Origin of the sequence: Dickeya sp. ws52 (assembly GCF_007210685.1) — a bacterium.
GTDB lineage: Bacteria > Pseudomonadota > Gammaproteobacteria > Enterobacterales > Enterobacteriaceae > Dickeya > Dickeya chrysanthemi.
Genome location: NZ_SZVX01000019.1, coordinates 59,269 through 73,024, shown reverse-complemented (window position 1 = coordinate 73,024; position 13,756 = coordinate 59,269). Strand labels below are relative to the sequence as shown.

The 13,756-nt window shown below is 55.1% G+C and carries 11 protein-coding genes; all 11 read right to left on the bottom strand.

Annotation, left to right across the window (positions count from 1 at the left end; all coding sequences use genetic code 11):
* Positions 1–401 precede the first annotated feature (401 nt).
* Positions 402–1,454, bottom strand: a complete 1,053-nt coding sequence (locus FDP13_RS17150) for a glycosyltransferase family 2 protein (protein ID WP_143839980.1) — start codon at positions 1,452–1,454, stop codon at positions 402–404.
* Between the two features lie 102 nt (positions 1,455–1,556).
* Positions 1,557–1,952 carry an acyl-CoA thioesterase gene (locus tag FDP13_RS17145; RefSeq protein ID WP_143839979.1) on the bottom strand — a complete coding sequence of 132 codons (396 nt, stop codon included), beginning with the start codon at positions 1,950–1,952 and terminating at the stop codon, positions 1,557–1,559.
* Positions 1,953–2,106: 154 nt separating this feature from the next.
* A complete protein-coding gene (moeB, locus tag FDP13_RS17140) occupies positions 2,107–2,865 on the bottom strand; it encodes a molybdopterin-synthase adenylyltransferase MoeB (RefSeq protein ID WP_012770250.1) in 759 nt (252 codons plus the stop codon).
* On the bottom strand, positions 2,865–4,100 hold the full coding sequence (gene moeA / locus FDP13_RS17135) for a molybdopterin molybdotransferase MoeA (protein WP_012770249.1): 1,236 nt from the start codon (positions 4,098–4,100) through the stop codon (positions 2,865–2,867). Before moeA ends, moeB begins: the two co-directional genes overlap by 1 nt.
* A 201-nt stretch (positions 4,101–4,301) precedes the next feature.
* On the bottom strand, positions 4,302–5,999 hold the full coding sequence (locus tag FDP13_RS17130; protein WP_143839978.1) for an NAD-dependent malic enzyme: 1,698 nt from the start codon (positions 5,997–5,999) through the stop codon (positions 4,302–4,304).
* A 276-nt stretch (positions 6,000–6,275) separates the two neighbouring features.
* Positions 6,276–7,163, bottom strand: a complete 888-nt coding sequence (gene cdd / locus FDP13_RS17125; RefSeq protein WP_143839977.1) for a cytidine deaminase — start codon at positions 7,161–7,163, stop codon at positions 6,276–6,278.
* A 189-nt stretch (positions 7,164–7,352) separates the two neighbouring features.
* Positions 7,353–8,681 (bottom strand): PD-(D/E)XK nuclease family protein, encoded by a 1,329-nt coding sequence (locus FDP13_RS17120; protein ID WP_143839976.1) that lies wholly within the window; start codon positions 8,679–8,681, stop codon positions 7,353–7,355.
* 118 nt (positions 8,682–8,799) lie between these two features.
* Positions 8,800–9,495, bottom strand: coding sequence for a CidB/LrgB family autolysis modulator (locus FDP13_RS17115; RefSeq protein WP_143840004.1), 696 nt, complete (start codon positions 9,493–9,495; stop codon positions 8,800–8,802).
* Positions 9,495–9,905 (bottom strand): CidA/LrgA family protein, encoded by a 411-nt coding sequence (locus FDP13_RS17110; protein WP_143839975.1) that lies wholly within the window; start codon positions 9,903–9,905, stop codon positions 9,495–9,497. The genes FDP13_RS17115 and FDP13_RS17110 overlap by 1 nt, the downstream gene beginning before the upstream one ends.
* A gap of 140 nt (positions 9,906–10,045) precedes the next feature.
* Positions 10,046–12,022 (bottom strand): glycoside hydrolase family 3 protein, encoded by a 1,977-nt coding sequence (locus FDP13_RS17105; RefSeq protein WP_050516139.1) that lies wholly within the window; start codon positions 12,020–12,022, stop codon positions 10,046–10,048.
* Between the two features lie 429 nt (positions 12,023–12,451).
* The gene (bioA, locus tag FDP13_RS17100) at positions 12,452–13,735 is read right to left on the bottom strand and encodes an adenosylmethionine--8-amino-7-oxononanoate transaminase (RefSeq protein ID WP_143839974.1); all 1,284 of its coding nucleotides are present in this window, start codon (positions 13,733–13,735) and stop codon (positions 12,452–12,454) included.
* Positions 13,736–13,756 lie beyond the last annotated feature (21 nt).

Genomic DNA, 13,756 nt, shown 5'->3' with positions numbered 1-13,756 from the left:
CGTGAGTGAACAGATAAAAAAGACCGTAAAGTATGATGGGTATAAACCCTGTTCAGGGATGTCGGCATATTATCGTGTTATTTTTTTATAAACAACGAATTACCCATAAGTACCTAAGTTACCTGATGGTAACCATTATAATGGCAACAACGACAACGGAAATGTTATGCATGAAACGAATAAACTATACCCAAAATAATTCGAGTTGCAGGAAGACGGCGACACAGCGAATCCCTGGGAGTTTACTCAAGTAAGTGACTAGGGGGAGCGAGGAAAGCCAACGCACCTGCAACTTGAAGTATGACGGGTATATACCTTAAATAATTCAGATAATCCCCCCAGTAGACTCACTGCGTGAATGGGCATCTCCCGGAAACGTTAGAAGATGCCTGAGCGATCTTTTAATGCACCAAGCGTTGGATACCGTCGCGCGCCAGGGTATAGTGACCGCATTTCTGATAAAATTCTAGCGCTTGCTGTTTCATGCCGACGCACTCGAGAATAACGCCAATATTATAATTGGCTTTATATGAGTTAACGCCTTCCTTATTTCCCACTGGCATTTTTGTACACTGAACAAATAAATCAACGGCATTCTGGAGTTGGCCGTTATTCATCAGAATCGTTGCTTTCAAAAATACAAAATCGGTGGATGAGAAGTAAGACTCATACTGGATGATATCCATCGCTTTCTCATAATCACCCTGATTGATCAGCGCATAGCCGTACGTTTCAACCAGATCTTCCATGTATTCGTACGCAAAGTTGGTTTCGAAGCGTAAAGCCTGTTGGAAATAATTAATAGCCATAGGGTAATCACGCTTCAGATAATAACTTTTACCCAACTGAAATAATAGATACGGATCATCCGCCTGTGCTTCCAGTGCTTGGTGCAGCAAGGTGATATTGCGGGCAACCTTATCGGTTTGCTGTAGGATCTCTTTTTTATACCCAACATGATTCAGACGTATCGGCGCAATAAACGAGGGGGCAGGCGCAATACTGGGGTCGAGAGGGGTAACCTGCTCATGAATAATGCCGCTATAGTGATAGTGATCTTTACGAAATAAGCGATTGATCGATTCCCGAACTGTGGTGGTATCGCTGCCCTCATCGAGATAATTGATGCGTTCTACGCGCCCGATTGCCTGTGGATGTGCAGCTATCAACGTATGCAGCGCACCAATATCAATCGATTCGATCTCTTCATCGGCATCGATCACCAATACCCAATCGTAACGAGCGTAATTCAGCGAGACATTGCGCGCGGCGGAAAAGTCTGCTGTCCAGGTGAAGTCATAAACATGGCGGGTGAATTGGCTGGCGATAGCTTTGGAGTCATCAGCGGAACCGGTATCAACAACGATAATATCGTCAAAATGAGCCGCAATGGAGGCTAGCGTACCGGCAAGATGCCTGGCTTCGTTTTTCATTATCATGCAGACGGAAATCATTATTTTCACCCGTCGAAGGAAGAATTTGAGGATATCACGGTGACTTGAAAGTACCGTTGACGGAATCTTGTACGTTAGCACTGGAGCATGAGCGCACCGTTATCAGAATAGCGGAACAGGGCGCCCTTCGTCATTGACGGCCACGAAATTGAATTGCCCGGTAATCACTTGAGTACGGCCTTCGGCGTACATTTGCTCCAGATATACCGAAACATCCACCGTCAGACTGGTGCGCCCGACGCGGCTGACCTGCCCGACCAACTCAACAATCGTGCCTGAAGGGATCGGCGTATTGAAATTGATTTTTTCGGTGGAGACGGTGACCAGCGGTTTGTGGCAAAAACGAGTGGCGGTAATAAAAGAGATTTCATCCATCCACGCCAATGCCGTACCGCCGAACAGGGTGGAATGGTGGTTGATATTGGTGGGAAAAACGACCTTTGCGACCCGGGTGATGGAGCGCTGAATGCGTTCTTCAACGCGCAATGCTTCTGTCATGATACGGCGACCTTGTGAATTGACTGGACGCTGTTATTTTACATCAATTCCAGCCGCAGATCTGGATGCCCCTGATGATGGCGCGTCGATTGGCCAATCAGACGCGGCGTTATCCGGTTGCTGCGGCTTCCATGCCGCGGGTAACCGGGTGGCGTCAGGTCGCTTGTCCGCAGGTGTCGCAGCCTGGGTTTTTCGATAACCGCATTTCGCGAAATTGCATCGTCATCGCATCAAACAACAGTAACTTACCTGCCAGCGGTTGGCCGTAATGCGCCAGCAGTTTGATGGTTTCCAGCGCTTGCAATGAGCCGATCACCCCGACCAGCGGAGCCATGACGCCGGCTTCCACACAGGTGAGCGCACTGTCGCCAAATAATCGACTAAGACAGCGATAACAGGGTTCTTCGGGTTGATAGGTGAAGACGCTGATTTGGCCTTCCATGCGGATAGCTGCGCCGGATACCAGGGGTATTTTTTGCATAAAACAGACGTGGTTGAGCCGATCACGTATTGATACGTTGTCGGTGCAGTCCACCACGACATCGTGCTGCGCCACTAATGCCCGTAGTGCATCGTCTTCCAGATTATCCTGAACCGGGGTGATCCGAACATGCGGGTTAATGTGCTCTAAAGTCAGGCGGGCAGATTCCACCTTCGGCATCCCGATGCGATCGTCGCGATGCAGCACCTGGCGTTGCAGGTTAGACAATGAAACAGTGTCAAAATCCAGTAACGTCAGTTGGCCGACACCGGCCGACGCCAGATATTGCGAGGCGGCGCAACCCAGTCCGCCTAGCCCGACAATCAGTACCTGTGCCGCTTTCAACCGTTCCTGCGCATCAAAATCAAACCCGCGCAGGACGATTTGCCGGTTATAGCGCAGGGTTTCTTCATCAGTGAGTTCTGGCAACATCAGACGTGGCTCTGCAATAGTGAATTAAAGGGTTCGACGTCTACCCATTCGCCGGCTTCCACACGACCGCGTTCCGCTTCCAATACGATAAAGCAGTTGCCCTGACTGAATGAACTGAACACATGAGAACCCTGATGCCCGGTAGTACGAACTTCCAGGCTGCCTTGATCGGTACGAGCCAGAATACCGCGCTGGAAGTCCAGCCGACCGGGGGATTTTTTCAGCGGCGTTGCCGTCTTGACCCGAAAGCGAGCCGGTAATGACCAACTGCTATGGCCGGATAGCTGCGCCAGCAAGGGCTGAACCAACTGGTAGAAAGTCACTGCGGCGGATACCGGGTTGCCGGGCAGCCCGCAGAACCAGGCATGGCTTAGTTTTCCAAACGCAAACGGCTTGCCGGGTTTGATCGCCAGTTTCCAGAAACGGATATCGCCCAGCGCCTCCAGCATCTGTTTGGTGTAATCCGCTTCGCCTACGGATACGCCGCCGCTGCTGATCACCACATCGGCAGCCTGATCAGCCTGCTGAAACGCCTGACGCAGCGCCGCCGGGTCGTCACGCACGATGCCGAGGTCGATAACGTCATGGCCCAGTTGTTCCAACATCAGGCGTACGGCAAAGCGGTTGGTATCGTAAATTTGCCCTTCCCGTAACGGTTCGCCGACGGGTTGTAGTTCGTCGCCGGTGGAAAACAGCGCTACCCGCAAGCGACGCACGACCGGTATGGTGGCGATACCGAGTGACGCCAGCAGCGGTAATTCGGCGGCGCCCAGCCGGGTACCGGCCGGCAGCACCTGCGCCTGTTGGCGGATATCCTCACCGATGCGGCGGATGTTTTGGCCGGGCTTCACGGCATGAGTCAATCGGATCTTGCCGTCGGCATCACTTTCAGTGTCCTCCTGCATGACCACCGCATCGGCGCCGGCGGGAATCGGCGCGCCGGTCATGATTCGGATACAACTGCCGGCCGGCCAGTCGGCGTCAAACGGCGCGCCGGCAAAGGCTTTGCCGGCCACAGGCAGCGGTTGGTCAGTGAGTTCGCGACACCGCACGGCATAGCCATCCATCGCAGAATTATCGAATGGCGGGACATTAATAGGGGAAGTCACTGCGGTAGCCGTGATGCGACCGGCAGCCTGATAGATAGAAACGGTTTCTGTATCGGTGAGCGCAGAAACTTGCGCCAGCATGGCATGGCGCGCCTGTTCCAGAGAGAGTAAACCCGAAGTATCCATGGCAGCTCCACATGCGTGCCCGCTGCATCGTGACGCAGGTCGAACAGGCATGACATTGATGTATCTATAAGGTTGCCATTATGGCAGAAATCCCCAGGAGGGAGAATGACGAGCGTCAGGCGGGCAGGGAATAAAAAAACGCGGCCAAAGCCGCGTCTGGAAGGCAAATCACGCTGATATCAGGGCATTCGACACGCCGAATCAGAAGGATGTGCGTTTGTAAGTACGGTACTGCGGCTGCCAGAAGTTGTGGGCAATCGCTTTTACCAACGTATCTTCGGAGGTCACTTCCGCCACCCCTTGCAACTGTGCGGCTTTCGCCACTTCCAGTGCGATGTGCTTGGAAACATCCTGAATCGTGCTGATATCCGGCAACAGCGCGCCTTCGCCCTGGTTGGCCAGCGGGGAGCAGTCGGCCAGCGCACGGCTGGATGCCATCAACATGCCGTCAGTGATACGCTTCGCACCGCAAGCCAGCACGCCCAGACCAATACCCGGGAAAATGTAGGAGTTGTTGCACTGTGCGATCGGGTAAACCTTGTCTTTGTGCTGCACCGGCGCGAACGGGCTGCCGGTTGCGACCAGCGCCGCACCATCCGTCCAGCGGATGATATCTTCCGGGCGAGCTTCCACGCGGGAGGTCGGGTTGGACAGCGGCATCACGATCGGGCGGGCGCAGTGGCTGTGCATTTCACGGATGATTTCTTCCGTGAACAGACCCGGTTGACCTGATACGCCGATCAGGATAGTCGGTTTAGCGTTGTGCATCACATCCATCAGAGAGATGGCATCGCTGGTGATCTCCCATTGCGCCAGTTTGTCGCTTTTTTGCACCAATTTGCTCTGGAAATCGAGCAGGTTCGGCAGTTTGTCGGTCAACAGGCCAAAGCGGTCCACCATGAATACGCGGGAACGGGCTTCGTCGTCGCTCAGTCCTTCAGACTTCATCTGGGCGATGATCTGCTCGGCGATACCGCAACCGGCGGAACCGGCGCCAAGGAAAGCGACGGTCTGGTCACGCAACTGGCTGCCCGCCGCGCGGCTGGCGGCGATCAGGCTGCCCAGCGCTACAGCGGCGGTGCCTTGAATGTCGTCGTTGAAGCTACAAATTTCATCACGGTAGCGGTTCAGCAACGGCATGGCGTTATTCTGCGCGAAATCTTCAAACTGCAGCAGAACGTTCGGCCAGCGGCGTTTCACCGCCTGAATGAATTCGTTGACGAACTCATAGTATTCGTCGCCGGTAATACGCGGGTGACGCCAGCCCATGTACAGCGGATCGTTGAGCAGTTGCGGGTTGTTGGTGCCGACATCCAGCACCACCGGCAGGGTGTACGCCGGGCTGATGCCGCCGCAAGCGGTGTACAGCGACAGTTTACCGATCGGAATCCCCATGCCGCCGATACCCTGGTCGCCCAGACCGAGAATACGCTCGCCGTCCGTCACCACGATGACTTTTACGTTTTGTTTGGTGGCGTTTTGCAGCATATCGTCGATATGCTCACGGTTAGGGTAGGAGATAAACAGGCCGCGGGCACGACGATAAATGTCGGAGAAGTGTTCACAGGCGGCGCCCACCGTCGGCGTATAAATGATCGGCATCATTTCGCTCAGGTGGTTTTCCAGCAGACGGTAGAACAGGGTTTCGTTGGTGTCCTGAATGTTACGCAGGTACACGTGTTTTTCCATGTCGTTCTTGAATTCCTGATACTGCCGCCAGGCGCGCTCCGCCTGTTCTTCAATGGTCTCTACCGCTTCAGGCAGCAGGCCGTGCAGGTTGAACTGAGCGCGCTCCGCCTCGGTAAAGGCGCTGCCTTTGTTCAGCAGGGGAAATTCGAGCAGGATAGGACCGGCATAAGGGATGTAGAGTGGGCGTTTACTTTCGTATTCCAATTCCATGACTTTCGACTCTTTGGGTAGCTGAAATGGGTTCGGAGAACCAGCGAGAAGCGACAGATAGCGCGGATCTTAAAGTACCCAGCAAATATGTACAGGGATTGTTAATTAAAATAATTACAGATGACTTGCATATGAAAAATATGTGGGGAAAGTCACATAATATCTGGCGTCCAGCGACAAAAAACAGCAGAACGAACGATATTTGCACTCACACAATGTGAATTTCCCATCACAAATCCGGATGCGCTGCCCGCAACGAGCCGCGCGGATCACACATTAATATGCCAGCGTGCGCTGGAGCGCCGTACCGCCGAATGAGGCCAGTAACGGTTGCGCCAGACTCCACTGGCTGAGCGCAACATGGCCTGATTCCACCAACACCGCTCGCTGGATATCGCTGAAGGCATCGCCAGCCAGATTGACCAGATTCAAGGCGGCCTGAAGTGGCGGCAGGCTGGGGTTGAAGGCGGCGTTTTCCGCATAGCGACCGGTATAGCGGCGGCCTTGCCGGGTTTCCAGCGCGATGCCGCTGAACGCTTTGCTGTATGGCGCGTGGCTGCGGTTGGCGGCAGCCAACGCCAACCGACACAGCGAATCATCCGTCGTTAGTGTTAATCCGTTATCGATATTATCCATCAGCAGGGTGTCGATCGCTAAATCGCGGGGGCCAAACGCATCCGGCAGGTAGTGGCCGAGCGGGGCAGGGGCGCGCCCCGGCAGGCAGATCCGCAATTCGGGCGCACTGTTAAGCTCGTTCATGAACTGGCGGCAGTGACCACAAGGCGTGTAGTTTACCGTTACCGCCCGTAACGCCGATTCATGGCGTAGCCAGGCATGGCTGATTGCGCTTTGCTCGGCGTGGACGGTCTGTTGCAGCGGGAGCCCGTCGAATTCCATATTGGCGCCCCAGTAAAAGGCACCGCTGACGCCTTGCGCTATCGCGCCGACGTGAAAACCCGAAACCGGCGTCAGTGCACAAGCGGCTGCCAACGGCAGCAGTGCGAAGGCCAGACCGTCGGCGTCGAGCTGGCTCTGAGCGCAGAGCCGGTCGACTTCGTCGGCGGTCAACATCGCGGCGAAGTCGTCACGCGCCAGTATCGGCGTCAGCGCGGTTTGTAACGCCGCAGATAATTGCGTAAATGCGTCATGAAAGCGTGCTTGCATGGTGAGATCTCTTTCCCGGTTTCAAGGCATGGTGACCCAAGTCTGGTCAGGTATACGGTAATTATTTGTGATTATTGTCACTTTTTGTATGAAATAAATGAAAAATAAATCACAAATGCGAGATGTATCTCAAGTTTATCCGCGCAAGCCTGGCTGGTAGTGCGGCGGCGGTTAGGCGCCGCCGTCCCGTCATGCCGTTTCACTTCCCTGCTGAATAATCGCATCTATTTTTTGTGCGAGCTTCTTCGCCTGCTCAACCACCTCCGCTGCACTCAGCCCGTATTGATGGCTGAGCGTTTTCCAGTCATAAGCCCGGGATGTTCTTCCTTCAGGAAAGTGTTGATAGAGCAAATCGGTGAACGAGGAATGCGAAGCGGAGAAGGCTTCATTCAGGTAAGCCTCAGCGTAAAACGCCCGCAAGCCGAAGCGAGGATGGCGGCTGTTTTCGCTTTTTTCGCTGTAAATGTTCACGTAAAGAGGCCAGTACGTTTCCGCGCTGATCTCCAGCATGGTGTTGGTCACAAAATTAAACCAGGTGCGGCTGATTTGCAGATTATTGCTGTACGAGCCGTCATCACCCTGCAAATCCGGCAGGGCTTTCTTCATATTAACCAGCACACCGGCGATACCGCGGGATTGGATCAGCTTGTCGCAAAGCGGGCGATGCTGCTGCAGGAACAGCAGTATTTCGGCGTCTATGCCGGTAAATTGGCTTGCACGCCATTGGGCAGGCGAGCAATTTCTTTTTTGGTAAAAATACTCCACCAGCGGCGCATAGCGAATTGCCAGCGTAGCGGAAAGTTCGGAGATTTTTTGCTCGGCCGGGCTTTGCCAATCGGTCTGTTTCTGGCAGTACGACAACAGCAGTTGTACCGCGGCATGATGGTTTTCAGATTGTAGGCGGGCGCGATGTGCCGCCTTATCCAGCCACTGGTAGTTCATAAATGCCCAGCGATTGGCCTGGCTGACAAAATCGTTATCGGCTGATTGATTAAACCATTTGTCGATGGCGACGAACAGGAATTTATAGCCATGAAAGCAGTCATTGCGCGCCAGCGCGTTTTTCACTGCGGCGTGATAGTCGTCAAGCTGGGCGACATCGGGGGTTGAGCCAGCTTTATTTTCTATCGTGACAATAAATTTGTTTTGCGGGTCGATCAAAAACAGGTCAAGGCGTCGACGGCTTCCGTTACCGTCTAGAATGCTGAATTCCCGGCAGACAAACAGTGAACCAAAACTGGCTTGATGGATTAAACCAGGGGTCCAGAGGTGGAAGAATTCTTTATTCTTGTCTTTATGCTCCGCGCTGGCGTAATAGGCGGCGGTCAGAAAATCTTTAATGATTGCGTCTCGCTGACCGTGGCCTTCATTCGGATTCAGGCACCAGGCCAGCATATGGGAGTGCTGATTTTCCGTTAGCGTGATGACGTCAAGGATGTCATCCGATGTTTTGAGCAACTCTTGTAACTCGATGAAATGTTTATCTTCAAGAAAGGTATAAAAGTTGTGTTCGTCCATAGTTGTGTTCGTCCATATTGGCGTTTGAATATTTTTTCCTCATGTAGAGGAAAGCCGGCCGTGCGGTGTTTCGAGGTGCGCGCCTGCCGGCTGGATGGCGTCAGGGTGTCCGGCGGCGTTACCCCATCAGGCGCACGATCACCGGAAACAAAAACGGGGCGATCAATGAAGTGATGATGCCGCAGATCACCAACGCCAGCGAACTGAATGCGCCCTCCTGGAAATCGACTTCCGCGCAGCGTGCAGTCCCTAATGCATGAGATGCCGTCCCCATCGCCAGCCCACGGGCGGATTTGGCGTGGATGTTGAGCCGATTAAACAGCGCGTGGCCCAATACGGCGCCGACGATGCCAACCAGGATCACGCACATGGCGCTGATAGCCGGAATCCCGCCGATGGCGCTGGCGACGGCCATGGCGATCGGCGTGGTGACCGATTTCGGCAGCACGGAAGCGGCGATTTCCCGCGAAGCGCCGAGCCACAAAGCAATGATGGTGCCGGAAATAATGGCGGTGACGCTGCCGATAAAACAAACGCTAATGATGGATTTCCAGCGTGCGCGAATTTGATGCAGTTGTTCATATAACGGAAATGCCAGTGCGACTACCGCCGGTTGCAGCAGGCTATTGAGGAGGGAACTGCCGCTGAAATAGTGGTCATAAGGGATATCCAGAACCAACAACAGCGGGATGATCACCAACATCGATACCAGCAGTGGGTTGAGCAACGGCATTTTCAGCGTCATCGCCACGTTGCGGGCGCCAAAGAATACCAGCAGCGTGAGCGGCAGCGACCACCACAGATAATTCAGCATCATTTGTCTTCCTTGGCGTCTGCCGTGTTTCGGCCCGGCGGCACCTGATCACGGTGCATCATCTGAGTGGTATAACCGACCACGATCATGACCACAAACGTGCTAACCAGACAGGAGACGACGATCGGCGCGAACTGTTCACGCAGCACCCCATAATAGTTCATGACCCCGACGCCAATCGGCACGAATAACAGCGCCATGTAGCGGATCAATAACCGACAGCCCGGTTTTACCCAGTGTGACGGCAGAATTTGCGACGCCAACAGGGTGAACAACACCAGCATACCGAGAATACTGCCGGGAATGGTGATGGGAAGGAGCGCGGATATCGCATTGCCAATGAATAAACACAGGTAAATCACTGCGAAAGCGCGTAAATAGTGCCAGCACAGTGTGATGGTATTGCGCATAGGGAAAATCCTGATAAACGGTAGACGATGATGATAACGCTAATACTGTCAGTGTGCTACGAATCACAAAACGAAGGGCGTAGGTTGCCGTCATGCTGTTTTTTCAGGTGGGGTGCCCCGGCAAGCCGGGGCGACACCGTTTAGTGAGGCAGGCCGTAGCCAAAGGGGAATAACGGTTTGGCGCTGTCGTAAGGCAGGTCAGGCTGTTGTTTGCGCACCGCCTGCATGGAGGACGGCAGCTCAAAAGGCAATTTAGCGGTGTAGGCCGCGCCAGACGTCAGCCGGTCAAGTAAAACGCTATCGCTGACGCCGAAGTTGGCGACCAGCGCACGGGTCTTGTCCACCACATTGGTCAGGATGGCCGGGCGTTCCATATAGAGGCTAACCAGCGTCGGTACGCGGGCGCTGGCGCGCACAATGGCTTGATAGTCTGGGTTGTCAGCACGAAACGCCAGTGATCCTTCGTGGTGACGGCTGCCGAAGAAAAAGTTTTTGTGTGGTTGTTCATACGGTGTCTGGGTACGGATCAGCGCTACATCGGCCTGTTCCGGCGTATCGACGACGACAAAACCGGCAGCCTGTGCGGCGGTGGCGGCAATACCATGCAGCCAGACCCGGCTACCTTTACGTAGCGGCAGCAGATTGTTGTTTTGCAACAACACTAGCGAGCGGGCCTGGGTGTCGTCCGCCAGCTGTTGCCAGTCCGCTTTGCCGACGATGTCGCTGGCCTGCGCGGCGTTAACGTAGGGACGTTCGAATAATCCAATCTGGAATTTCTGCTTCAGTATACGGTTGACGGAGGTATCCAACCGGGCTTCACTCAGCCTGCCGTCTTGCACGGCTTGCACCAGCAAGGCCGAGTCGGTGACGCCGCCGAACTGATCGACCCCGGCATCGACGGCTTTGATGAAGCGCTCGGCGGGCGTCAGGTTCTCCACCCCCCAGGGCATACCGCGAGGGATCGGTTTTTCGCCCGGCTTCACGCCGGTGATGCAGTCGCCTTTGCAGTCGTTAGTTATTAACCAGTCGCTGAGGATCACACCATCGAAACCGTATTGGCCGCGTAACAGGTCTGTCAGCAGGAAGCGGTTGAACCCGGCGGCGACCTGTTCGATCGGTTTACCGTGCCAGCGGGCGTTTCGCAAAATCGAGTAGGTGGGCATGATGCCGGCGGCGTGGGCCTCAAACGCGCCGGTGAATGGGTCAATGTGCCATTGCAGGTTATTTTGCCGGAACTGTGCGTATTTGCCGTAGACGTTATGGCTGTCCCAGCCCTCCTGGGCGGCGCCGTAGCCGACCCAGTGTTTCACGATGGAGATCACGCTCTGCGCGTTGAGGCCGTTGCTGCCGTTCTGCATACCGGTGACATAACCGCGTACCATTTTTTTGGTCAGGTCAGGGTCTTCGCCAAAAGTGCCGTCGATACGCGGCCAGCGCGGTTCGGTGGACAGGTCGGCCTGGGGCGACAATGCTTCGGTGATGCCGACGGCGCGGTATTCCTGACGCACAATATCGGCAAAGCGCCGCACCCGTTCTTCGTCACCGATAGCGGCCAGGCCAAGGGTTTCCGGCCATTTGCTGAATTTACCGACCGATACGCTGACGCCGACCAGCGACTGGAACGAACTGCGAGGGTCGGTACTGATGGTGGCGGGAATCCCCAATCGGGTGGCTTCCGCCAGTTGCTGCAATTTATTGTTTTCCTCAGCCATTTGTGCCGGATTATCGCCGGAAAGCCGGGTAATAAAGCTGTTGACGTAGCGCTCGGCAATCATGGTTTTTGCCGCGTTGAGGTCATACTGCGTACCGGCGCCGGTAACGCTGCCGGCGGTCGGCGCGGAGCCGTGCATCATTACCCCGGCTTTTTCCGCCAGCGTCATACGTGATACCAGGTCTGCCGCCCGTTGTGCCGCCGGCAGGCGCCAGTCTTCATACGGATTGAGTTTTCCGTCACGGTTCAAATCTTTAAATGTCAGGCCGTTGACGGTAATCAACGGGGCTCCGCGGGTATCGAGCGTGGCTTGTTGTACCGCCTCCGCCAGTGGGGAAAACAGCAGGGGCAACGTGGCAACCCAGGGCAGAACCGCCGCGGCGTGCGGCGAGAAGCGTGATTTCATGTGGTTTTTCTCATTATATATGGGCCAGAGGAAAAACAGCGGGCGCCCGTGCGTAATATTGCAATGCCAGGTCATTCGACGCCAGACCATTCATCACGACAGGCCATGGGGAAAAAGCCAGGACAGGCGGTATCGGTTGAATGAAATAAGCGGTGAGCGCCAACGATTATTTTCTGTCACGCTATGCCAGTCTTCATTGGGGATTCAAGCAGGGAAATAGCAATTCTGAAGCTAGTTCAAAGAATTGGCGCAGAAGGTGTCGATGGATGAGAATTATTCAATCACCATCATGAGTGATAATTTCTTATTGTTATTTTCCGATTTGAACTGCTGGAAAAAATAATCCGGCAGAGAAGAGCAACCGTATTTCGGAAATAAAAGAAAATCAAACCGGGTGTTATTGACTACCCGGTTTGAGGCGCGCAGGGATTACCATAACGCCGGGGTGAACACGGCTTGCCGCACGGCATCGGTTAAGGTCTGCAATTCTTCCGGTTGAATGATGAAGGGCGGCATCAGGTAAATCAATTTGCCGAACGGCCGAATCCATACCCCGCGTTCGACAAAGAAACGTTGCAGATGCGCCATATTCACCGGCTGACGGGTTTCCACCACGCCGATGGCGCCCAGCACACGCACATCGGCGACGGTCGGCGCTTCGCTCAATGGCAGTAACGCCTGACGCAACTGCGCCTCAATCGCGGCTACCTGCGCCTGCCAGCGGTTTTCCGCCAACAGCGTCAGGCTGGCATGGGCCACCGCGCACGCCAGCGGGTTACCCATGAAGGTCGGGCCGTGCATAAAGCATCCGGCTTCGCCGTTGCTGATGGTTTCCGCCACCACGCGGGTGGTCAGCGTGGCGGAGAGCGTCATGTAACCGCCGGTCAGCGCCTTGCCGAGACACAGAATATCCGGCGTTACTCCAGCGTGCTCGCAAGCGAACAGGCGTCCGGTGCGGCCAAAGCCGGTGGCGATTTCGTCGGCGATCAGCAAAATGCCGTACTGATCGCACAATTGGCGAGCCTGGCGCAGATACTCGGGATGATAAAACCGCATACCGCCTGCGCCCTGCACGATCGGCTCCAGGATCACGGCGGCAATCTCATGTTGGTGCCGTTGCAGCAGGGAGCCGAACGCCGAGATATCTTCCTGTTGCCACGGCTGGTCAAAACCGCCTTGCGGTGCATCGGCAAACAGATGCGGCGGCAAATATCCCTGATAGAGGCTGTGCATCGAATTGTCCGGGTCACATACCGACATCGCACCGAAGGTATCGCCATGATAGCCGTGCCGTAACGTCAGGAAGCGCTGACGGCGCTCCCCGCGCGCCTGCCAGTATTGCAGCGCCATTTTCATCGCCACTTCCACCGCCACCGAGCCGGAGTCCGCCAGAAACACGCACTCCAGCGCCGCCGGGGTGATCGCCACCAACTGGCGGCACAACGCCACCGCCGCCGGGTGGGTAATGCCGCCGAACATCACATGAGACATCTGCGACAGTTGTGCCGTCAGCGCCTGGTTCAGCCGCGGATGATTGTAGCCATGAATAGCCGCCCACCAGGACGACATACCATCCACCAGTTGACGTCCATCGGCCAACCGTAGCTGACAACCGCTGGCGGCGGTCACCGGGTAACACGGCAAGGGAGCGGTCATGGAGGTGTAGGGGTGCCAGATATGGTGCCTGTCAAAATTCAGGTCGTCTTGATTCATACTATTGTAAACTAATCTGAT